This is a genomic window from Staphylococcus carnosus (genome assembly GCF_900458435.1).
GTDB classification, from domain to species: domain Bacteria; phylum Bacillota; class Bacilli; order Staphylococcales; family Staphylococcaceae; genus Staphylococcus; species Staphylococcus carnosus.
In genome coordinates this window covers 1760033-1781856 of the sequence record NZ_UHCT01000001.1, presented here as the reverse complement: position 1 = coordinate 1781856, position 21824 = coordinate 1760033, and the positions used below count along the sequence as shown (strand labels likewise).

21 protein-coding genes are annotated in these 21824 nt (G+C 35.1%); 18 read left to right on the top strand and 3 right to left on the bottom strand.

Annotation, left to right across the window (positions count from 1 at the left end; genetic code table 11):
• Positions 1-31 precede the first annotated feature (31 nt).
• Positions 32-769 carry a hypothetical protein gene (locus tag DYE31_RS08515; protein ID WP_015900038.1) on the bottom strand — a complete coding sequence of 246 codons (738 nt, stop codon included), beginning with the start codon at positions 767-769 and terminating at the stop codon, positions 32-34.
• Between the two features lie 353 nt (positions 770-1122).
• On the bottom strand, positions 1123-1305 hold the full coding sequence (locus DYE31_RS08510) for a hypothetical protein (protein ID WP_015900039.1): 183 nt from the start codon (positions 1303-1305) through the stop codon (positions 1123-1125).
• 205 nt (positions 1306-1510) lie between these two features.
• Here DYE31_RS08510 and DYE31_RS08505 point away from each other — a divergent pair, with 205 nt between their 5' ends.
• On the top strand, positions 1511-2191 hold the full coding sequence (locus tag DYE31_RS08505) for a YjjG family noncanonical pyrimidine nucleotidase (protein ID WP_015900040.1): 681 nt from the start codon (positions 1511-1513) through the stop codon (positions 2189-2191).
• A gap of 49 nt (positions 2192-2240) precedes the next feature.
• Here DYE31_RS08505 and DYE31_RS08500 read toward each other — a convergent pair whose 3' ends face one another.
• On the bottom strand, positions 2241-2690 hold the full coding sequence (locus tag DYE31_RS08500) for an N-acetyltransferase (RefSeq protein ID WP_015900041.1): 450 nt from the start codon (positions 2688-2690) through the stop codon (positions 2241-2243).
• A 149-nt stretch (positions 2691-2839) separates the two neighbouring features.
• Here DYE31_RS08500 and bshC point away from each other — a divergent pair, with 149 nt between their 5' ends.
• From bshC to ileS, 17 genes are all read left to right on the top strand, one after another.
• Positions 2840-4453, top strand: coding sequence for a bacillithiol biosynthesis cysteine-adding enzyme BshC (gene bshC / locus DYE31_RS08495; RefSeq protein WP_015900042.1), 1614 nt, complete (start codon positions 2840-2842; stop codon positions 4451-4453).
• Between the two features lie 143 nt (positions 4454-4596).
• Positions 4597-5028: a division/cell wall cluster transcriptional repressor MraZ gene (gene mraZ, locus DYE31_RS08490; RefSeq protein WP_015900043.1), complete on the top strand. Its 432-nt coding sequence runs from the start codon at positions 4597-4599 to the stop codon at positions 5026-5028.
• A 14-nt stretch (positions 5029-5042) separates the two neighbouring features.
• A complete protein-coding gene (rsmH, locus tag DYE31_RS08485; RefSeq protein ID WP_015900044.1) occupies positions 5043-5978 on the top strand; it encodes a 16S rRNA (cytosine(1402)-N(4))-methyltransferase RsmH in 936 nt (311 codons plus the stop codon).
• Between the two features lie 19 nt (positions 5979-5997).
• Positions 5998-6402, top strand: a complete 405-nt coding sequence (gene ftsL / locus DYE31_RS08480; RefSeq protein ID WP_015900045.1) for a cell division protein FtsL — start codon at positions 5998-6000, stop codon at positions 6400-6402.
• The gene (locus DYE31_RS08475; protein ID WP_015900046.1) at positions 6383-8536 is read left to right on the top strand and encodes a penicillin-binding protein; all 2154 of its coding nucleotides are present in this window, start codon (positions 6383-6385) and stop codon (positions 8534-8536) included. Before ftsL ends, DYE31_RS08475 begins: the two co-directional genes overlap by 20 nt.
• Before the next feature lie 98 nt (positions 8537-8634).
• Complete coding sequence (gene mraY, locus DYE31_RS08470) at positions 8635-9600, top strand: phospho-N-acetylmuramoyl-pentapeptide-transferase (protein ID WP_015900047.1); 966 nt, start codon at positions 8635-8637, stop codon at positions 9598-9600.
• A gap of 3 nt (positions 9601-9603) precedes the next feature.
• Entirely contained in the window at positions 9604-10953 is a 1350-nt protein-coding gene (gene murD / locus DYE31_RS08465; protein ID WP_015900048.1) for a UDP-N-acetylmuramoyl-L-alanine--D-glutamate ligase, read from the top strand.
• Between the two features lie 14 nt (positions 10954-10967).
• Positions 10968-11888, top strand: a complete 921-nt coding sequence (locus tag DYE31_RS08460) for a cell division protein FtsQ/DivIB (RefSeq protein ID WP_015900049.1) — start codon at positions 10968-10970, stop codon at positions 11886-11888.
• A gap of 101 nt (positions 11889-11989) precedes the next feature.
• Positions 11990-13402 carry a cell division protein FtsA gene (gene ftsA / locus DYE31_RS08455; protein WP_015900050.1) on the top strand — a complete coding sequence of 471 codons (1413 nt, stop codon included), beginning with the start codon at positions 11990-11992 and terminating at the stop codon, positions 13400-13402.
• 29 nt (positions 13403-13431) lie between these two features.
• Positions 13432-14604, top strand: coding sequence for a cell division protein FtsZ (gene ftsZ, locus DYE31_RS08450; RefSeq protein WP_015900051.1), 1173 nt, complete (start codon positions 13432-13434; stop codon positions 14602-14604).
• Between the two features lie 229 nt (positions 14605-14833).
• On the top strand, positions 14834-15628 hold the full coding sequence (gene pgeF, locus DYE31_RS08445; RefSeq protein ID WP_015900052.1) for a peptidoglycan editing factor PgeF: 795 nt from the start codon (positions 14834-14836) through the stop codon (positions 15626-15628).
• Positions 15629-15640: 12 nt separating this feature from the next.
• Positions 15641-16315 carry a YggS family pyridoxal phosphate-dependent enzyme gene (locus DYE31_RS08440; RefSeq protein WP_015900053.1) on the top strand — a complete coding sequence of 225 codons (675 nt, stop codon included), beginning with the start codon at positions 15641-15643 and terminating at the stop codon, positions 16313-16315.
• Positions 16312-16941: a cell division protein SepF gene (locus tag DYE31_RS08435; RefSeq protein WP_015900054.1), complete on the top strand. Its 630-nt coding sequence runs from the start codon at positions 16312-16314 to the stop codon at positions 16939-16941. Before DYE31_RS08440 ends, DYE31_RS08435 begins: the two co-directional genes overlap by 4 nt.
• 12 nt (positions 16942-16953) lie before the next feature.
• Positions 16954-17250 carry a YggT family protein gene (locus DYE31_RS08430; RefSeq protein WP_015900055.1) on the top strand — a complete coding sequence of 99 codons (297 nt, stop codon included), beginning with the start codon at positions 16954-16956 and terminating at the stop codon, positions 17248-17250.
• A gap of 121 nt (positions 17251-17371) precedes the next feature.
• Complete coding sequence (locus DYE31_RS08425) at positions 17372-18097, top strand: YlmH family RNA-binding protein (RefSeq protein WP_115314381.1); 726 nt, start codon at positions 17372-17374, stop codon at positions 18095-18097.
• A 24-nt stretch (positions 18098-18121) separates the two neighbouring features.
• Positions 18122-18739, top strand: coding sequence for a DivIVA domain-containing protein (locus DYE31_RS08420; RefSeq protein ID WP_015900057.1), 618 nt, complete (start codon positions 18122-18124; stop codon positions 18737-18739).
• Between the two features lie 266 nt (positions 18740-19005).
• Entirely contained in the window at positions 19006-21753 is a 2748-nt protein-coding gene (ileS, locus tag DYE31_RS08415; RefSeq protein WP_015900058.1) for an isoleucine--tRNA ligase, read from the top strand.
• The last annotated feature ends 71 nt before the right edge of the window (positions 21754-21824 follow it).

Here is a 21824-nt window from a genome sequence, read left to right as displayed (position 1 = left end):
TGAAGTATTCTCAACTTCAGGAGTGATTTTTTTATTTCTTCAGTTTAACAGTACCAGAACCTTGAACTAAAATAATGTCACCTTTCTTTAAATTAACATCCAATGACTTTTTAGCATCCTCATCATCTTTACCGATAACTTCATTTATTTTAATCTTTTCATTTTTATCTGGTGATTTAACAATAAAATTAGCTGCATAAACACTGGCAGAACGAACTGTATAATTACCAGGCTCTACATCAGCACCAACAATCCAAACACCAGTATTCAAATCTGTACGGGGGTGTGTTGATTCAGGCTTAAATTTAACATTTTTCATGCCTTTAATGACTACAGTTTGACCATCGACTAAATAATTAGAAATTTTACTGGCAATATATTTTGAATCTCCACTTAGCGCATTACTGAAAATATAATTATCGTACTGGTTATCTTGTTCAAATGTACCCATGTCATGACTGCGTTGTGTAATAGTGTAATGACCTGGTTTGATATCTTTTCCTACTTTATATTTTCCGGTATTTTTAGTAGTTGCTTCACCTTTGTCTGCTTTTGGATCAAAATCTTTTGGCAGCATTCTGTATCGCGCTTCATAGTCATCCGTAGATTTCGGTGAATGATTATCTGATGACTTACTATGTGTTGAAGTTGTAGTCTTTTCATTATTGTCAGTGGTGTTCTTTTCTTGCTTGTTATCATCAGTTTTATGTTCTCCAAAAATCTTTTTTAAAGGATTTGGAATTGAAAAGGAAGGTTTGCTTTTAGTCATACCGGACCATTCTTTTTCAATTGAATTATTTGAGAAAATACCGAAAAAGCATATAATACCGAAAAAGCATATAATACCTAAAACAAATGAAACGATCGTAATAGAAAGCCTGAGCTTAAAGCGTGTCTGTCTACCGAGTGCGCTTAATGTGAGGAAAGTGAAAATTAGAAAAACAAGTGAAAATAGAACCCACAGTAGAAGGTAAGTAAGTGGAGAAAAGAACATGGGCACCGCTCCTTATTAATTTATTTAGTATTGTTATGATAATTATATAAAATTAATAAGATTGGAACAACAAAATTTGCGAAAATAAAAAAACGGCACGCAATTGCGCACCGTTCACTTAAATATTTTTATCTTACTGGTGGTTGTTGGCTCCAATATTTAACTTTTTCAAATGGTTTGCCATCTCTGATACGTTGATTGATTGCTTCATCTTTTTCGTAATCACTTAAAGTGCTCATATATGGTGCTGGAGGCATTTCTCCGAATTTCTCATAATATTCTTTATATGATTTAGCTACACGTTTATTCATATATTTCGACTTCCTTTCATTCTCATTTAATTCGTTTGCTGACTTATTTATGTATTTACCCGTAAATGAAGATTAAATTCAATACGTTATTTTTAATACACACGAGCTTAATTGTACTCCTTTTAAATACAGTAATCAATTAAATTTTTAACTGCTTGAATAACAAGATAGAATTCGCTAGGATGTTGAGTAATGAGGTGAAAAAATGACATACGATACAATCTTATTAGATTTTGATGATACTATTGTAGATTTTCATGATGCTGAAGACCAAGCATTTTATCATTTGGCAGAATTATATGGTATAGATCCGACGATAGAAAATTTGAATTTATTTAAAAAAGTAAACCAAGCGCATTGGGAAGCTTTTCAAGAAAATAAATTGACAAAAGAAGAAGTGTTGAGCGAACGTTTTGTTAATTATTTTAATCGGTTCGGACAAACAGTAAATGGGGGAGAAGCGGATATTATCTTTAGAGATGGTCTTGCTACTGCACCTGTAAAATATTTTCCGAACACTTTAGAAACTATTCAATATTTAGCACAAAATGCGAAGGTTTATATTGTGACAAACGGAGTAGAGGATACACAACTGCGCCGCCTTGCACAAACTCCTTTAAAGGAAACTATTCATGAAATATTTATTTCTGAAGTGACAGGTTATCAAAAACCGATGCCTGAATTCTTCGATTATGTTTTTGATCGTATTGATGCAAAGAGAGAAAAGACACTTATAATAGGTGATTCTCTTACTTCTGATATACAAGGCGGTATCAATGCGGGGATTGACACATGCTGGTTTAATTTTAGAAATAAAAAGAATGAAACAACAATTCAACCGAAGTTTGAAATAAAACAACTTAATGAAGTTAAAGATTTACTATAAAAAATGACAAGCGAGAAATATTCGCTTGTCATTTTAATAACGTGTCATTTTATTTTGTCTCAGGTTCCCAAATCAATACATCGTAGCCCTCATCGTTGTTTGAGTGTAAATCTGTGAAGCCATGCTTCACAAAGAAATCTCTAGACTTGTTTCTTGCGATTGCTTTAATCGGGAGGTTAGCTGCTTTTGCATAATCTACAAGTTCTGTTCCTAATCCTCTTGATTGAAAGCTAGGCAATACTTCTAATTTCCAAAGAATCAAATACTTATTATAATCAGGAAAATGTTTTTCCTCAACTTCACCATTTTCATAAAGTGCCATTCTCGCTCCAATTTTTTCACCAATGAAAATTCCGTAAAAAGGTGAGTCAGAACTTGCATCAATCATTTCTCCAGCAAGTTCATCAATCATTGCGAGGTTTGGATCGCTGGTTTCTCTGAAATCTGCGAATAATTCATCTGTTTTGTAATTAATATCTAAACGTTTGACGTTGCCCATTCTATTTCTCCCCCTTCGCTTAATTATAATAATTATATAATAAATAACTCAGATATGCATTGAAAACGGTAAGCCGTTAAATTGTGTTATTGTGCTATAAACATTATACTTATTGTTGAGAAAAACACAGTAGTTAAGGAGAAAAGTGTATGGATTGTTTAATCGCAAATATTAATGAGAATGATCAATTTCTGGAAAGATTAAAAGAAAGTGAATCATTGTTAAATACGTTTTATCAATATGATGCGATGTCTCCTGAAAGCTTTGAACAAGCTTTAAATGCACCTAATAACGGTAGAGAACAGGAATTGGCATCTGTAATAAGCAATTATATGTCAGATTTAGAATTGACAGAAGCACAACAAATTAATATTGATAAATTAAAAAAAGGCGCCAAAGTAGTCATCGGAGGACAACAAGCTGGGTTGTTCGGGGGACCGCTGTATACTTTTCATAAAATATTATCCATTGTAAATTTAAGTCGTCAATTAAATGAAGAATACAATAAAGAAGTTGTACCTGTATTTTGGATTGCTGGTGAAGATCATGATTTTGATGAAGTAAATCATACGTATGTATTCAACACTGAAAAAGCAAAATTGCATAAGGTGAAGTATCATACAATGACACCGCCAGAAAGCAATGTATCACGTTTTATTCCTGATAAAGACAAAATGCTTGAAGCATTAGATGATTTCTTAGTTCAAATACCAGAGACAGCACATACTAATCATTTAAGAAATGAAGTACAACATATTATTAAAAATTATGCTTCGTGGTCTGATATGTTCAAAGCTCTCTTACATATTGTATTTAAGGAATACGGTGTGTTGCTTATTGATGCGCAAGATCCAAAATTGCGTCATTTAGAAAAGCCGATTTTAAAAGAGATGTTGAAAAAACATGATGAAGTTGATCGTGCTTTCAGACAAAGACAAGCAGAGACAGTAGAAGCTGGTCTTGCAGAAATGATTCAAACGGATACGAATGTTCATTTATTTCTTCATGAGGATGATATGCGTCAATTATTAACGTATGAGGATGGTCATTATTACACAAGCAAATCTCAAACTGCATATACATTAGACGAACTTTTAGAGATAGTGGAAAATACACCAGAACGTTTTTCAAATAATGTAGTGACACGTCCTATTATGGAAGAGTGGCTATTTAATACAGTCAGCTTTATCGGCGGACCGAGTGAAATCAAGTACTGGGCAGAGTTGAAAGCAGCATTTGATGTTTTAGATGTTACGATGCCGATAGTCCTGCCGCGTATGAAAATCACTTATATTACAAAACGCATCGAAAAATTACTGAAACGTTATGACATAAATGCTGAACATGTCATTGCTGATGGTATTGATAATGACAAAAACAAATTTATCAGAGCGCATGCTTCAGAGCAATTCCTTAATGAATTGGATCAATTAGAAGCACAACAAAAAGAAACCTATGAAAGATTAGCAGCAGAAGTGCAAGGTAATGAAGATAATAAGAATCTCGTTGAAAAAAATAATCAAATTCATCAATCGCAATACGACTACTTGCGTAAACGATACTTCATTAATATTGAACGTGAGAATGCAATCAGCATGAAACATTTCAGAGAATTGAATGAGACCCTCCACCCAATGGGAGGTCTTCAAGAAAGAGTTTGGAATGCGCTTCAATTTATGAATGAATTTGGGACAGATATGTTCAGTCCCTCCATCTATCCACCACTTCGTTACACTTTAAAGCAAATTATTATAAAACCTTAGAGTTATAAGGCTCAGGCCCGTTTTCCCGGTAAGGGAAGCGGGTCTTTTTTTCGTGAAAAATGAATTTTTTTTGATATGTTTATATAAATAGTGGAGGATAGTGGGGAGTTGTGGTAAATTATAAATAAGGCGAGGTGAGTAAAATGTTCATGGGTGAGTACGAACACCAACTAGATGCAAAAGGCCGCATGATTGTACCGTCTAAATTCAGATATGAATTGAATGAACGTTTTGTTATCACTAGAGGCCTTGATAAATGTTTGTTCGGTTATACTTTGGAAGAATGGCAGAATATCGAAGAAAAGATGAAGTCATTGCCGATGACGAAGAGAGATGCGCGTAAATTCATGCGTATGTTCTTCTCAGGGGCTGTAGAAGTTGAGCTGGATAAACAAGGGCGTATTAATATCCCGAAGAATTTAAGGGAATATGCTAATTTAACTAAAGAATGTACAGTGATTGGGGTTTCAAACCGCATCGAAATTTGGGACAGAGCTTCATGGAATGGCTTCTATGATGAATCTGAAGACAGTTTCGAAGATATCGCTGAAGATTTGATAGATTTTGATTTTTAAATGGAGGAATGAAAGTGTTTCATCACGTAAGCGTCATGTTAAGAGAAACCATTGATGAGCTCAATGTCAAAAAAGATGGTGTATATGTTGATTGTACGCTGGGTGGTGCAGGACATGCCCTTTATTTATTAAATCAACTTGATGAAAATGGACATTTGATTGCGATTGACCAAGACTTAACAGCGATTGAAAATGCTAAGGAGGTCTTAAAAGACCACTTGGATCAAGTCACATTTGTACACAGTAATTTCAGACAAATCAATCAAATCCTAGACGACTTGGACATTGACAAAGTAGACGGTATTTACTATGACTTGGGCGTATCAAGCCCACAATTAGATGTACCGGAGCGAGGATTCAGTTACCATCAAGATGCGCGTTTAGATATGCGTATGGACCAAACACAAGAATTATCAGCCTATGAGGTTGTTAATGAGTGGCCATATGAAGATTTGGTTAGAATTTTTTATCGTTATGGCGAAGAAAAATTTTCAAAACAAATTGCCCGTAGAATTGAAAAAACAAGAGAAAATGAACCGATTGAAACCACTTTACAGCTTGTAGACGTTATTAAAGAAGGCATCCCTGCAAAAGCAAGACGCAAGGGTGGTCACCCGGCAAAACGTGTTTTTCAAGCTATACGAATAGCTGTTAATGATGAATTGAAAGCATTTGAAGATTCATTAGAACAAGCAATCGAAAGAGTTAAAGTACACGGCAGAATTTCTGTGATTACTTTCCATTCACTAGAGGATCGTTTGTGCAAACAAATTTTCCAAGAGTATGAGAAAGGACCTGAAGTTCCCCGTGGATTACCTATTATTCCAGAGGAATATACACCGAAATTGAAACGAGTCAACCGCAAACCGATTAGTGCAAGTGAAGAAGACTTAGCAGAAAATAACCGAGCGCGCAGTGCCAAATTGCGTGTTGCAGAAATTTTGAAATAACAGGGAGTGACAAACTGCTATGGCTGTAGAAAAGATCTATGAACCTTACAACGAAAGCTACGAACCTGCAAGACAGACCCCAGAAGTAAATCCATCGCCTTCACCGACCCGTAAAGTGAAGCGTAAAGTTGTTGTGCAACTGACAAAGTTTGAAAAAGTATTATACATATCTTTAATCGCTGTCATTGCAATGGTAAGTATTTATATTCTATCTTTAAAAATGGACGCTTATGATACTAAAGGCAAAATTGCTGATTTGGATCAAAAAATCGAAACACAATCTAGCCAAAATAGTGCTTTGAAGTCTGAAATTAAAAAGAACTCTTCTTATGAACGCATTTACGAAAAAGCTCAAAAACAAGGCATGAGCTTAAAGAACGATAATGTAAAGGTAGTGCGTAATAATGCCGAAGCGAAAAATTAAAATTAAAAAAAATAAAATAGGGGCAGTCCTCCTCGTCAGTTTGTTCGGACTGCTCTTTTTTCTATTGGTTTTAAGATATAGTTATGTCATGCTGACAGGCCACTCTTCTGGCCAAGACTTAATTATGAAAGCCAATCAGAAATATCTCGTTCAACAACAAGAACAACCTGAGCGAGGAAAAATCTATGATAGAAATGGAAAAGTACTTGCTGAAGATGTTGAAAGATTTAAATTAACAGCAGTTGTCAGCAAAAAGGCTGATGAAGGTTCAGAGAAACCGCGACATGTCGTGGACAAAAAGAAAACAGCTGAGAAGTTATCAAAAGTCATCGATATGAAACCAGATGAAATTGAAAAAATACTCGATAATAAAAAAGCGTTCCAAGTTGAGTTCGGACGTAAAGGTACAGATTTAACTTACCAACAAAAAGATAAAATTGAAAAAATGAAATTACCAGGTATTACACTATACCCAGAAACAGAACGTTTTTATCCAAATGGTGTGTTTGCATCTCATTTAATTGGGATGGCACAAAAGAATCCTGATACTGGCGAATTGAAAGGTGCAATGGGTGCTGAAAAAGTATTCGATAGTTACCTTGCAGGTAAGAAAGGTGCATTATCTTATATTCATGATATATGGGGATATATCGCACCTAATTCTAAACATGAGATTGCGCCGCAACGCGGTGATGATGTACATCTGACTTTAGATTCGAACATTCAAGTGTTTGTTGAAGAAGCCTTGAATGATATGGATAAACATTTTGCGCCTAAAGATGCATTTGCGGTTGTGATGGATGCTCATACAGGTGAGATACTCGCTTTCAGTCAACGTCCTACATTTAATCCTGAAACAGGTAAAGATTTCGGTAAGACATGGGCGAATGATTTGTATCAAAATACGTATGAACCAGGTTCAACATTCAAAACTTTCGGTTTAGCAGCAGCCATTCAAGAAGGTAAATTCAAACCTGATGAAAAATATATGTCAGGACACCGAGACATCATGGGATCGGAAATTTCTGACTGGAATAAAACTGGTTGGGGTAAAATTCCTATGAGTTTAGGATTTACTTATTCTTCAAATACATTGATGATGCATTTACAAGATTTAGTAGGTGCAGATAAAATGAAATCATGGTATGAAAAATTCGGTTTCGGTAAGAAAACAGGCGGCTTGTTTGATGGTGAGACACCAGGTGGTATTGCATGGGATAATGAACTGCAACAAAAAACATCAGCATTCGGACAATCAACAACTGTTACACCTGCTCAAATGCTGCAAGCACAATCAGCTGTTTTCAATAAAGGTAATATGATAAAACCATGGTATGTTAACAGTATTGATAATCCTGTCAATGATAAAACTTTATATAAAGGAAAAAGAGAAATTGCAGGTAAGCCTATCACTGAAAAAACGGCTGAAAAAGTAAATAAACAGCTCGATTTAGTAGTTAACAGTAAAAAAAGTCATGCTATGAACTATCGAATCCATGGTTATAGAATCGGTGGTAAAACTGGTACAGCTCAAGTTGCTGACCCAGATAACGGCGGTTATGTTAAAGGTCCTTTCCCTTATTTTGTAAGTTTCATTGGGCATGCACCAAGTAAGAATCCTAAAGTGATTGTTTATGCAGGTATGAGCTTGGCTCAGAAAAATAAACAAGAAGCTTACGAAATGGGTGCAAGCAAAGCCTTCAATCCTATCATGGAAAATACATTGAAATATTTAAATGTAGGTAAAAATAATGAAACTTCTTCTGCGAAAGTATTCAGTAAGGTTCCGGATGTATCAGGACAAACTGTTCAAAAAGCAGAAGATGAGCTGGATGCGCAACAATTAAAACCAGTTGTCATTGGACAAGGAGAAAAAGTAACACAACAAGCACCAAGTACGACTGAAAAATTACTGCCTCATAGTAAAGTATTGTTGAAAACAGATGGTGATTTAACAATGCCGGATATGAAAAATTGGAGTAAAGATGATGTGATTGCTTTTGAATCACTGACTGGAATTAATGTTAAAATGAAAGGAAGCGGATTTGTTTTTAAACAATCTGTGAGTCCGAATGAATCGCTGAAAGGTAAGAAAGATATAGAAATAGAACTTTCAGCACCTGATGCGAATTAATAGTTTGATACTAGAGCAGGAGAGATAGATACCATTATGGTATGTATCTTTGCCTGCTATACATAAGAAAAAGAATAAGAATAAATGAGGAGATAAATATGATTTACGTTTTAGCAATTATCGCTTTCTTGATTACATTAATATTGGTTCCAATACTCATTCCAACTTTAAAGCGAATGAAGTTCGGTCAAAGTATCCGTGAAGAGGGACCTCAAAGCCACATGAAAAAAACTGGTACTCCGACGATGGGCGGGTTAACTTTCTTAATCAGTATTATTATCACAACAATTATCGCTATTATTTTTTCAGATAATGCAAATCCATACATTTTACTGTTATTTGTAACAGTTGGGTTTGGATTAATCGGATTTGTTGATGATTATATTATTGTTGTAAAAAAGAATAACCAGGGTTTAACAAGTAAGCAAAAATTCTTAGCGCAAATCGCTATTGCAGTGATTTTCTTTATTCTAAGTGATGTTTTCAATATGATTCACTTTGCGACTGGTATTCACATTCCATTTACAAATGTGAGTATTCCATTGTCAGTTGTGTATGTAGTATTTATTGTATTTTGGCAAGTTGGATTTTCTAATGCTGTGAATTTAACGGATGGATTAGATGGTTTGGCAACTGGATTATCTATCATTGCTTTTGCAATGTATGCCATCATGAGTTTCATGTTAGGCAATAACGCAGTGGGTACATTCTGTATCATCATGGTATTTGCGTTACTTGGTTTCTTGATCTACAACGTTAACCCTGCAAAAGTATTTATGGGTGATACAGGAAGCTTAGCATTAGGTGGTATTATTGCTACGGTTTCTATCATGTTAAATGCAGAAATCTCATTGATTTTCATTGGATTTGTTTTTGTTGCTGAAACATTGTCAGTTATTTTGCAAGTTGCATCATTTAAATTAACTGGCAAAAGAATTTTCAAAATGAGTCCATTGCATCACCACTTTGAGTTAAGCGGATGGAATGAATGGAAAGTAGTAAGTGTATTTTGGATTGTAGGTTTAATTACTGGTTTGATAGGTTTATGGATTGGAGTGCATTAATAAATGCTTAAATATAAAGGTTTAGAAGGAAAAAATGTTTTAGTAGTGGGTTTGGCAAAGAGTGGCTACGAAGCAGCTAAGTTATTACATCATCTCGGTGCAAATGTTACTGTAAATGACGGTGGCGATCTTTCTAAAGACCCGCACGCCAAAGATTTAGAAAAGATGGGGTTGAAGGTCATCGGTGGACATCATCCGCTATCTTTATTAGACAGCAACCCTATAATTGTTAAGAATCCAGGCATCCCGTATTCAGTTCCTTTAATCAGTGAAGCTGAAAAAAGAGGCTTGAGAATTTTAACTGAAGTAGAGCTGAGTTATTTGATTTCTGAAGCGCCTATTATAGCGGTTACAGGAACAAATGGTAAAACAACAGTCACTTCATTAATTGGAGATATGTTTGATAAAAGTCGTCAAACAGGATTGCTTTCTGGCAATATCGGTTATGTTGCTTCGAAAGTAGCACAAGAAGCTAAACCAGAAGATTATTTAATTACTGAATTGTCTTCTTTCCAATTATTAGGAATTGAACAATATCGACCGCATATTGCGATTATTACTAATATTTATTCTGCCCATTTAGATTACCATGGCACTTTAGAAGAATATCGTAATGCGAAACGTCGAATTTATAAAAACCAAACTGAAGATGACTTTTTGATTTGTAATTATAATCAACGACATCTTATTGAGACAGATGGATTAAAATCAAAAGTGTATTATTTTTCTACATCACAAGAAGTAGATGGTATTTATGTTAAAGATGGTTATATCATGTTGAATGGTTTAAGACTCATCCATAAAGATGATATTGTGTTACCGGGTGAACATAATTTAGAAAACATTCTAGCAGCTGTATTGGCAGCTGTACTAGGCGGCGTTTCTATTGATGCTGTGATTGCCACTCTAACTTCATTTTCAGGTATTAAACACCGCTTGCAATATATTGGTTCTAATAAGACGAATAAATATTACAACGACTCAAAAGCAACAAATACATTGGCAACTCAATTCGCACTAAATTCGTTTAATCAGCCGATTATTTGGCTATGTGGTGGATTGGATAGAGGAAATGGTTTTGATGAACTGATTCCATATATGAAAAATGTACGCGTTATGATTACCTTCGGCGAAACGCAAGATAAGTTGACAAAGCTCGGGGAAAGCCAAGGTAAATATGTTATCCGTGCAACTGATGTGAAAGATGCAGTTGATAAAGTACAAAATGTGATTGAACCTAATGATGTTGTGTTGCTGTCACCTGCTTGTGCAAGTTGGGATCAATACAATACATTCGAAGAACGCGGTGATATCTTTATTGAAAGTTTCCGCGCTCATCTTCCATCGAAGTAAGGATGTGAATAAACGTGTCAGATAAAGTGCGTAAGATTGATTCAGAGTATCTGAAAGAAAAACGGCGCAAGCGTCGCGAAAGACAACGGCGTATTCAACTCAGTGTATTCGGTGTTCTCATTGCGCTTATTGCATTGATCATATTATATATGTTTACGCCGATAAGTCGGATTGACCAAGTTCGCATCAAAGGAACACAACATGTCGATAACAGCGAAGTGAAAAAGGCTTTGAATATCAACAAAAAAACAAAGATATATACATTCAGCAAGGGAAAAGCAATTGCTAAATTGAAAAAGAATCCATATGTTAAAAATGTTGAGATTAATAGACAATTCCCAAATGATATTGAAGTCAAAGTAACTGAGTATCAGTTAGTTGGATTGATAGAAGAAAAAGGTAAATATTATCCTGTTCTGGATAATGATCATATTTTGAAGGATGATAATCAAAAAATACCTGAAGACGCACCGGTAATATCAGGGTTCAGTCAATCCAAACGTGCAAAAATAATTCAAGCACTTTCAGAAATGAAACCTGATATTCGCAGCTCTATCTCAGAAGTAGAGTATGCAGATGATAAAGAAAACCAAAATCAGATTAAACTTTTCATGAAAGATAACATTCAAGTTCTCGGAAACATCAGTATGATTTCCGACAAGTTGAAATATTATCCGGAAATGTCGAAAGCACTTGAAAGAGATGATAGCGGTAATCTTAAGAAATCTGGTTATATCGATTTATCCGTAGGTGCATCATTTATCCCTTATAACGAAGGAAAAACTACTTCTTCAGAAAGCAGCGATAAATTACGTGAGGGAACAGCTATTGAGGATAAAGCGAAAGATGAACTTCAAAACACATTAAATAAAATAAATGAACAATCAAAAGATAGTTCTAAAGACAAATTGAAAGCGAATAGTACAAATAATTAAAAAAGTCTTGAATATCTTGTGTTTATAGTTCACAACGCAAGGAACGTATTGTAAACTAACTATAGTGTATTTTTAAAGAAATTGTCAGGAGGTGCCTATCTATGGAGGAACATTACTATGTGAGTGTAGATATTGGTTCATCTAGTGTTAAAACAATAGTAGGCGAAAAATTTCATAATGGAATTAATGTGATAGGTACAGGACAAACCTATACCAGCGGTATCAAAAATGGCTTAATTGATGACTTTGATTTAGCCAAACAAGCTGTTAAAGATACAATTAAGAAAGCTTCAATTGCTTCTGGCGTTGACATTAAAGAAGTATTTTTGAAATTGCCGATTGTTGCAACTGAGGTTTATGATGAAACCAACGAAATTGAATTTTATGAAGATACAGAATTAAGCGGTACACACATTGAAACTGTATTAGAAGGTATCAGAGATAAAAATGACGTTGAAGAAACAGAGGTTGTGGATACTTTCCCAATTCGTTTCGTAGTAGACGGTGATAATGAAGTTTCTGATCCTAAAGAATTGATTGCTAGACATTCTCTAAAAGTAGAAGCTGGTGTTATCGCAATTCAAAAATCTATTTTAGTAAACTTGATTAAATGTGTTGAATCATGCGGTGTAGATGTATTAGATGTTTATTCTGATGCATACAACTACGGTTCAGTTTTAACACCAACAGAAAAAGAGTTAGGTGCAGTTGTGATTGATATCGGTCAAGACTTGACTCAAATCGCTTTCTACGAGCGAGGAGAACTAGTAGATGCAGATTCAATCGAAATGGCAGGCCGCGACATCACTGATGATGTAGCACAAGGCTTAAATACGTCATTTGACACTGCTGAAAAAGTAAAACATCAATATGGTCACGCATTTTATAATTCTGCATCAGATCAAGATGTATTTACTGTTGAACAAATTGACAGTGATGAAGATGCTCAATTTACTCAAAAAGATTTAGCAGATATTATTGAAGCACGTGTAGAAGAAATCTTTTTCAATGTGTTTGATATCTTGCAAGAATTAGGATTGACAAAAGTGAATGGCGGCTTTGTTGTTACTGGCGGCTCAGCAAACTTATTAGGTGTAAGAGAGCTTTTACAAGATATGGTGAATGAGAAGGTCAGAATACATACACCTTCGCAAATGGGAATCAGAAAGCCAGAATTCTCTTCTGCAATTTCTACAATTTCCAGCAGTATTACTTTCGATGAATTGTTAGATTATGTTACAATTAGTAATCATGATAATGAAGAATTTGAAGAGGAAGTAATCGAATCTGAACCTAAAGAACACACTGAAAAATCAGGTGGATTCGACTGGTTCAAGAAGAAACCGAACAAGCAAGCTCATGAAGAGCATGTTGAAACTGAACAAAATGCAGCGGATGAACATGTTCCTGAAGAAGAACATCATCCTAACCACGAAAATGATCAAAACTCAGACCAATCTCATGAGAAAGATGAAAGTAAATTTAAAAAATTATTGAAATCTCTATTTGATTGATTGCCCATTAAAACTAGGAGGATATTTAAATGTTAGAATTTGAACAAGGATTTAATCATTTAGCGACTTTAAAAGTCATCGGTGTTGGCGGCGGAGGTAATAACGCTGTAAACCGAATGATTGACCATGGAATGAATAATGTAGAATTTATTTCTATCAATACAGATGGTCAAGCATTGAACTTATCTAAAGCAGAGTCCAGAATCCAAATCGGTGAAAAATTAACACGCGGTTTAGGTGCTGGCGCGAACCCAGAAATCGGTAAAAAAGCTGCCGAAGAATCACGTGAACAAATCGAGGATGCTATCCAAGGTGCGGATATGGTATTCGTAACTGCAGGAATGGGCGGCGGTACTGGTACAGGTGCTGCTCCAGTTGTTGCGAAAATCGCAAAAGAAATGGGCGCATTGACTGTTGGTGTTGTAACTCGTCCATTCAGCTTTGAAGGACGTAAACGTCAAACACAAGCAGCTGCAGGTGTTGAATCAATGAAAGCAGCTGTAGATACATTAATCGTGATTCCAAACGATCGCTTATTAGATATCGTTGACAAATCTACGCCAATGATGGAAGCATTCAAAGAAGCAGATAACGTACTACGTCAAGGTGTACAAGGTATTTCTGACTTAATCGCTGTTTCAGGTGAAGTTAATCTTGACTTTGCAGACGTTAAAACAATTATGTCTAACCAAGGTTCAGCATTAATGGGTATCGGTGTTTCATCTGGTGAAAACCGTGCAGTTGAAGCAGCTAAAAAAGCTATTTCATCTCCATTACTTGAAACTTCAATCGTTGGGGCACAAGGTGTCTTAATGAATATTACAGGTGGAGAGTCATTATCTTTATTCGAAGCACAAGAAGCAGCTGACATCGTACAAGATGCAGCAGATGAAGATGTAAACATGATTTTCGGTACTGTAATTAATCCTGAATTACAAGATGAAATCGTAGTAACTGTAATTGCTACAGGTTTTGAAGATAAACCAGCAACACATGCACGTAAACAATCTAATACAGGTTTCGGATCAAGTGCGTCTAATGCTTCAGGTGCTTCAAGCAATGATGAAGGTATTGGCCATGCACCAAGATCTAATAGTTCAGAATCATCTAGCGAATCAAGAACACATACTACTAAAGAAGATGATATTCCAAGCTTCATTAGAAACAGAGAAGAAAGACGTTCAAGAAGAACTAGACGTTAATTTCTCTATTAGGTTTGCATTGAGCAATCAATAATAAGTATCACGCAAGATTAGATGCAACAGGTCATCGAGTGGTCTAGTGAGAACAATAACAAAAGTGTCATCAGATTGAATGGTCTGATGACATTTTTATATTTATAGTTATTTGAAGAATCGTACATTTCACTTTACTATGGAATTAAGAAAGATATTAAAATTGGCAGATACCAAATTATGGGAGAGATGAATCATGCCAGAACAATTTATTAAAAAACCGCACTACTTAGAACATACAAATGCTTCAAGAGATAATATAATGCTAGGTTTTACGACACGTGAAGATGGAGTGAGCGATTATCCTGAAAATGCCTTTAATATGGCAAGATATATCGACGACAAGAGCGAAAATGTGACCCATCATCAAGAGCAATTAGCTGAATTAATAGGCTATCCTAGAGAGCAATGGGTATTTCCGATTCAAACACACGAAACAAAGGTAGTAGAGGTTACTAAAGAAGATGGCAATACAAATATTGATGCATTGACGGATGATCTTTATGGTGTAGATGGCATATATACTTATGAACCTGATTTATTACTTACAATGTGTTATGCAGACTGTGTTCCTGTCTATTTCTATAGTAAAAAACATCACTTTGTTGCACTTGCGCATGCAGGATGGCGTGGTACTGTCGGCAGAATCGTTGAAGAGATTTTAAAACATGTCGATTTTGATTACAATGATTTAAGTGTAGTAATTGGTCCTGCGACTTCTAATAGTTATGAAATTAATGATGATATAAAATCAAAATTTGAAAACTTACCGATAGATACAACACAATTTATAGAAACACGCGGTCAAGATAAACATGGCATTGATTTAAAGGAAGCTAACAAGCAACTTTTAATTCAAGCAGGTGTTCCAGAATCACAAATTGATGTGACTAGTTATGCAACTTCAGAGAATTTGGACTTATTCTTCTCATATAGGGTAGAAAAAAGTAAGACTGGCCGTATGCTTGCATTTATCGGACAGCACAAGTAAGGGGTAATTAATATGAATGTGAAACAAAATCTCGAAGAAATCAACAACAATATTAATAAAAGTTTGGAAAGTGTTGAAAACGACACACGACCTAACGTGATTGCCGTTACAAAATATGTTACAATAGAGCGAGCTAAAGAAGCATATGATGCAGGAATTCGTAATTTCGGTGAAAACCGCTTAGAGGGTTTTAAAGCAAAAAAAGAAGCTTTGCCGGATGATGCAATTATGCATTTTATTGGAACTTTACAATCTAGAAAAGTAAAAGAAGTCGTTGATGATATTGACTATTTACATGCACTCGATCGCAAAAGTTTAGCAAAAGAAATTAATAAACGTGCGACACGTCCAGTTAATTGTTTTGTTCAAATCAATGTTTCAGGTGAAGAATCTAAACATGGCATTGCATTGAATGATGTAAATGATTTTATAGAAATGCTCAGCCAATACGAAAATATTCGTGTGGTTGGTTTAATGACAATGGCGCCTTTTACTGAAGATGAGGCACAAATTAGACAAGTATTTAAACAGTTAAGAGAAAAAAGAGATGAAATTAACAAATTGAATCTAGAATATGCGCCATGTACTGAGCTTTCAATGGGAATGAGCAATGATTATGAAATTGCAACAGAAGAAGGCGCAACTTATGTTAGAATCGGTACGAAACTAGTAGGAAAAGAGGAGTGAGCCACTTGGCTTTAAAAGACCTATTTAGCAACTTTTTTGTTATAGAAGAAGAGGAAGATGAAGTTGCTGACAATCAGCAGCAATCAAAGACAAAGAGAGCTCAAGCTGAACCAGAAGCAGAAAGACCGACACAACAAGATTCTTATTACGAACCAACTCAACAACAGCAAAGTTCACAACAATCAAATAACCATCAATATAATGAAAGACAGCGTGCAATTAAAACTGTTCCAAAACGCCAAACACAATCAAATCGATTGCAATCGTCTTCCAATGAAAGGAAGTATCAACCAATGAATGAATCTACTGCAAGGAATGTGGTTAACATGAATGCTTCTAATTTACATGAAAGTTCAAAAATGTGTTTGTTTGAACCACGCGTATTTTCTGATACTCAAGATATTGCAGATGAATTAAAAAATCGTCGCGCTACTTTAGTTAATTTACAAAGAATTGATAATGTATCAGCTAAACGCATTATCGACTTTTTGAGTGGAACTGTATATGCAATTGGTGGCGATATACAACGCGTAGGCAATGATATTTTCTTATGTACGCCAGATAACGTAGAAGTAGCTGGCAGTATTACAGAAGATATGGAATCTACTGAATACGATTATGAATAGAGGTAACAATCAATGGGTTTAGTTGAAGGTTTAAGTATTGTCTTTAATATCATAATGGTTTTACTGCAAGTGTATTATTATGGCATGATTGTATACTTCTTTATGTCTTGGATTCCGAACGCACAAAGTTCGAAATTCGGAAGATTTTTACAAAGTATCTATGAGCCGTTCTTATCACCTTTCCGTAAAATCATACCTCCAATCGGCATGATTGATATCTCAAGCCTTGTGGCGATTTTCGTCCTTATCTTTTTCCAAAAAGGACTTGGCGCGATATTCACTTTGATAATACAACAATTACTTAAATAAACAAAAAGAAGGTTTGCCACTTCCATAAAGGATTGTTGGCTTACCTTTTTCTATTTTAAAGAGGTGAATTAAGATAGATATATACCAACATTTCAGACAAGAAGAACAACCAGTCATTACGATGCTGTTCGATAAAGTTAATCAAGCAGAACGTAATTATGCTCCAGTTCTAACTAATTTTTTAGATCCGCGGGAACAATATATATTAGAGGTTATTGTCGGAAGTTATCCTGAATTGAAACTTGAATTTCAGGGAGGGAATTCTGACAGCGAGCGCAAACGTGCTATGATATCACCTGAATATTTTTCTCCTAAAGATGAAGATTTTGAACTTGTATTGTTAGAATTAGAATACCCTGAAAAATTTGCGACAATAGACCATCGCAATGTTTTAGGGACCCTCATGTCTTTGAGTATTGAAAGAGATCAATTAGGAGACATTGTTGTAGGCGATAAAATTCAGTTTATTTTGACAAAAAACATTGAATCATATATAATGTTAGAATTAAAACGTATAAAAAATGTGCCGGTCAAACTGCATGAAGTTCCGATGCAAGATATGATACAATCAAAAGAGAATTGGACAACGCATCAAGCAACGGTAAGTGCATTACGTTTAGACGTTGTACTGAAAGAAATGATTCGTAAATCACGTTCAATTGCGAAACAGTATATTGAAAAGAAACTTATCAAAGTAAATCATACCATTATTGAACGCCCAGATTTCCAACTTGAATCAGGAGATTTGCTGTCGATACAAGGACATGGCCGTGCGAGAATGACTGAAATCGGTCCTAAAACGAAGAAAGACAAACTGCGCATAGTATATGAAACTTTATTCAAATAGTGTATGATTAAGGAGGACAATCAAATGTCTTTTACACCAAGTGAAATTAAAAACAAAGAATTTTCCCGTACTAAAAACGGTCTTGAACCAAGTGAGGTTGCTGATTATTTAAGCCAACTGAGTCAAGAAATTGAACACTTGAAAGATCAAAACAAACAATTAGAAACTGTCGTTCAAGAAAAAGAAAATAATTTAAAATCTTACAAAGAAGTACAACAATCAGTAAGTGATGCTTTAGTACAAGCACAAGCAGCAAGCCAAGAAACTAAAGCTGCTGCAGCTAAAGAAGCAGAAGCAATCATCAATAAAGCAAATGCGGATGCAGATCGTATTGTTAACGATGGTATTGAAAAAGCAAGACGTTTATCTTTCCAAACTGAAGATATGAAACGTCAATCAAAAATTTTCAGATCACGTTTTCGTATGTTAGTTGAAGCTCAATTGGATTTATTGAAAAATGATGATTGGGACTACTTGTTAAATTATGATTTAGATGCTCAACAAGTGACTGAAGAAAATGTTCAACACTTGCATCAAAATGATTTAACAGAAGCTGAAAAACAACAAGCACAACAAGCTGAACAAGCACAGGCACAACAAACAGCTGCAGAAAACGAAGAAAATAACAAAGAAAATAAATAATACATTGTGATGTTGAACTAAGTACGCAAAGCTTATACAAACACAGAGACAGACGCGTGAGAATTAGCTGAACATATGAACACACAGCGAGTTAGGGATGGTGCGAGCCTAATATATGTTTAATTCTTATATCACTGTCTTTTTATTAATTATATGATAACGAATGAAGAGAACTCTAAGTTGAGTTAATCAGGGTGGTACCGCGGTTGTTCGCCCCTGTTAATTGAACTTAGAGTTCTTTTTTATATTTTTAAGGAGTGAAATACATGAACTACAAAGACACGTTACTAATGCCAAAAACAGACTTCCCAATGCGAGGCGGGTTACCAAAAAAAGAACCTGAAATCCAAAAACAATGGGACGAACAAGATTTATATCACAAAATTTTAGAGAAAAACAAAGGTCATGAATCATATATTTTACATGATGGCCCTCCTTATGCGAATGGTAATTTACACATGGGACATGCATTGAATAAAATCTTAAAAGACTTTATCGTACGTTATAAATCTATGCAAGGTTATTATTCTCCATATGTACCTGGTTGGGATACACATGGTTTGCCAATCGAGCAAGCATTAACTAAAAAAGGTGTTAAACGTAAAGAAATGCCGATTTCTGAATTCCGTAAACTCTGCGAAGAATTTGCGTTAGAACAAATCGACATTCAAAAGAAAGACTTTAAACGTTTAGGTGTAAATGGAGATTTCAACGATCCTTATATCACTTTAAAACCAGAATATGAAGCTGCACAAATTCGTTTGTTTGGTGAAATGGCAGATCGCGGCTTGATTTATAAAGGTAAAAAACCAGTTTACTGGTCACCATCAAGTGAATCTTCATTAGCAGAAGCTGAAATCGAATACCATGACAAACGTTCACCATCTATCTATGTTGCATTTGATGTTAAAGATGGTAAAGGTGTCGTTGATGAAGATGCGAAATTCATCATCTGGACTACTACTCCTTGGACATTACCTTCAAACGTAGCCATCACAGTTCACCCTGACTTGAAATATGGTCAATATAATGTCAACGGTGAAAAATATGTGGTAGGCCAAGACTTAGTAGAAGAAGTAGCTGAAGAATTAGGTTGGGACAAAGAAGATATCCAACTTGAAAAAGAATTCACTGGTAAAGAATTAGAATATGTTGAAACACAACATCCATTTATCGACCGTGTGTCATTAGTAATCAACGGCTTACACGTTACAACTGATGCAGGTACTGGTGCCGTTCATACAGCTCCTGGACACGGGGAAGATGACTATATTGTAGGTCAAAAATACAACTTGCCAGTAATTAGTCCATTAAACGATAAAGGTGTTTTCACTGAAGAAGGCGGCCAATTTGAAGGTATGTTCTATGACAAAGCGAATAAAGCTGTAACAGACTTACTTAAAGAAAATGGCAGTCTTTTAAAATTAAAATTCATCACACATAGTTACCCACATGACTGGCGTACGAAAAAACCAGTTATCTTCCGTGCAACACCACAATGGTTTGCTTCAATCAGCAAAGTTAGACAAGATATCTTAGATGCGATTGAAGATACAAACTTCAAAGTAGATTGGGGTAAAACACGTATCTATAACATGATTCGCGACCGCGGTGAATGGGTAATTTCACGTCAACGTGTATGGGGTGTTCCTCTTCCAGTATTCTATACTGAAAATGGCGACATCATCATGGATAAAGAAGTAATCTATCATGTAGCAAACTTATTTGAAAAATATGGTTCAAATGTTTGGTTCGATCGTGATGCTAAAGATTTATTACCAGAAGGCTTCACACATCCAGGCAGCCCGAATGGCGAATTCACTAAAGAAGAAGATATCATGGACGTTTGGTTCGATTCTGGTTCATCACATCGCGGTGTATTAGAAACACGTCCAGAATTATCATTCCCAGCTGACTTGTATTTAGAAGGTAGTGACCAATATCGTGGTTGGTTCAACTCTTCAATTACAACAGCAGTAGCAACTCGCGGCCAATCACCATATAAATTCTTATTGTCTCATGGTTTCGTTATGGACGGAGAAGGTAAGAAAATGAGTAAATCATTAGGTAACGTTATCGTTCCAGATCAAATCGTGAAACAAAAGGGCGCAGATATCGCACGTTTATGGGTAAGTAGTGTAGACTATCTTTCTGATGTTCGTATTTCTGATGAAATTTTGAAACAAACTGCAGATGTTTACCGTAAAATCCGTAATACTTTACGTTTCATGTTAGGTAATGTGAATGACTTCAATCCTGAAACAGATGCTGTTCCTGAATCTGATTTATTAGAAGTAGACCGTTATTTATTGAATCGTTTACGTGAATTTACAGAAAGTATTATTAATCACTATGATAACTTTGACTACTTGAATATCTATCAAGAAGTTCAAAACTTTATCAATGTTGAGTTAAGTAACTTCTACTTAGACTATGGTAAAGATATCTTGTACATTGAAAAACAAGATTCACATAAACGTCGCAGTATGCAAACAGTGCTTTATCAAATCTTAGTCGATATGACTAAATTATTAGCACCAATTCTTGCTCATACTTCTGAAGAAGTTTGGTCATACATTCCTCATGTAAAAGAAGAAAGTGTTCATTTAGCTGATATGCCAGAAGTGGTAAAACCGGATGAAGAATTACTTGAAAAATGGAATACATTTATGAAATTACGTGATGATGTCAACCGTGCATTAGAAGAAGCGCGTAATAATAAAGTTATCGGTAAATCATTAGAAGCTAAAGTAATTATCGGAAGTAATGAAAGTTTCGATGCTGCTGACTTCTTAAAAGACTTTGAGAATTTACATCAACTCTTCATCGTGTCACAAGTTGAAGTAGAAGAAAAAGTTGAAGATGGCAATGAATATTACTATGGTGACATTAAAGTTGTTCATGCTGATGGCGAAAAATGTGAAAGATGCTGGAACTACAGCACTGAACTTGGTTCTGTCAATGGCTTAGACCACTTATGTCCGCGTTGCCAAGGCGTAGTAGCTGACTTATAATTTAAATCGATTTAAAAACTTTTTAAGAAGAACAACTTGGAGTAACTTCCATGCTGTTCTTCTTTTTTATT

Bases quoted from the DNA above. Each gene is read 5' to 3' on its own strand.
- DYE31_RS08515 (WP_015900038.1), bottom strand. From the start codon at position 769: ATGACTAAAAGCAAACCTTCCTTTTCAATTCCAAATCCTTTAAAAAAG.
- DYE31_RS08510 (WP_015900039.1), bottom strand. From the start codon at position 1,305: ATGAATAAACGTGTAGCTAAATCATATAAAGAATATTATGAGAAATTC.
- DYE31_RS08505 (WP_015900040.1), top strand. From the start codon at position 1,511: ATGACATACGATACAATCTTATTAGATTTTGATGATACTATTGTAGAT.
- DYE31_RS08500 (WP_015900041.1), bottom strand. From the start codon at position 2,690: ATGGGCAACGTCAAACGTTTAGATATTAATTACAAAACAGATGAATTA.
- bshC (WP_015900042.1), top strand. From the start codon at position 2,840: ATGGATTGTTTAATCGCAAATATTAATGAGAATGATCAATTTCTGGAA.
- mraZ (WP_015900043.1), top strand. From the start codon at position 4,597: ATGTTCATGGGTGAGTACGAACACCAACTAGATGCAAAAGGCCGCATG.
- ftsL (WP_015900045.1), top strand. From the start codon at position 5,998: ATGGCTGTAGAAAAGATCTATGAACCTTACAACGAAAGCTACGAACCT.
- DYE31_RS08475 (WP_015900046.1), top strand. From the start codon at position 6,383: ATGCCGAAGCGAAAAATTAAAATTAAAAAAAATAAAATAGGGGCAGTC.
- mraY (WP_015900047.1), top strand. From the start codon at position 8,635: ATGATTTACGTTTTAGCAATTATCGCTTTCTTGATTACATTAATATTG.
- murD (WP_015900048.1), top strand. From the start codon at position 9,604: ATGCTTAAATATAAAGGTTTAGAAGGAAAAAATGTTTTAGTAGTGGGT.
- ftsA (WP_015900050.1), top strand. From the start codon at position 11,990: ATGGAGGAACATTACTATGTGAGTGTAGATATTGGTTCATCTAGTGTT.
- ftsZ (WP_015900051.1), top strand. From the start codon at position 13,432: ATGTTAGAATTTGAACAAGGATTTAATCATTTAGCGACTTTAAAAGTC.
- pgeF (WP_015900052.1), top strand. From the start codon at position 14,834: ATGCCAGAACAATTTATTAAAAAACCGCACTACTTAGAACATACAAAT.
- DYE31_RS08440 (WP_015900053.1), top strand. From the start codon at position 15,641: ATGAATGTGAAACAAAATCTCGAAGAAATCAACAACAATATTAATAAA.
- DYE31_RS08430 (WP_015900055.1), top strand. From the start codon at position 16,954: ATGGGTTTAGTTGAAGGTTTAAGTATTGTCTTTAATATCATAATGGTT.
- DYE31_RS08425 (WP_115314381.1), top strand. From the start codon at position 17,372: ATGCTGTTCGATAAAGTTAATCAAGCAGAACGTAATTATGCTCCAGTT.
- DYE31_RS08420 (WP_015900057.1), top strand. From the start codon at position 18,122: ATGTCTTTTACACCAAGTGAAATTAAAAACAAAGAATTTTCCCGTACT.
- ileS (WP_015900058.1), top strand. From the start codon at position 19,006: ATGAACTACAAAGACACGTTACTAATGCCAAAAACAGACTTCCCAATG.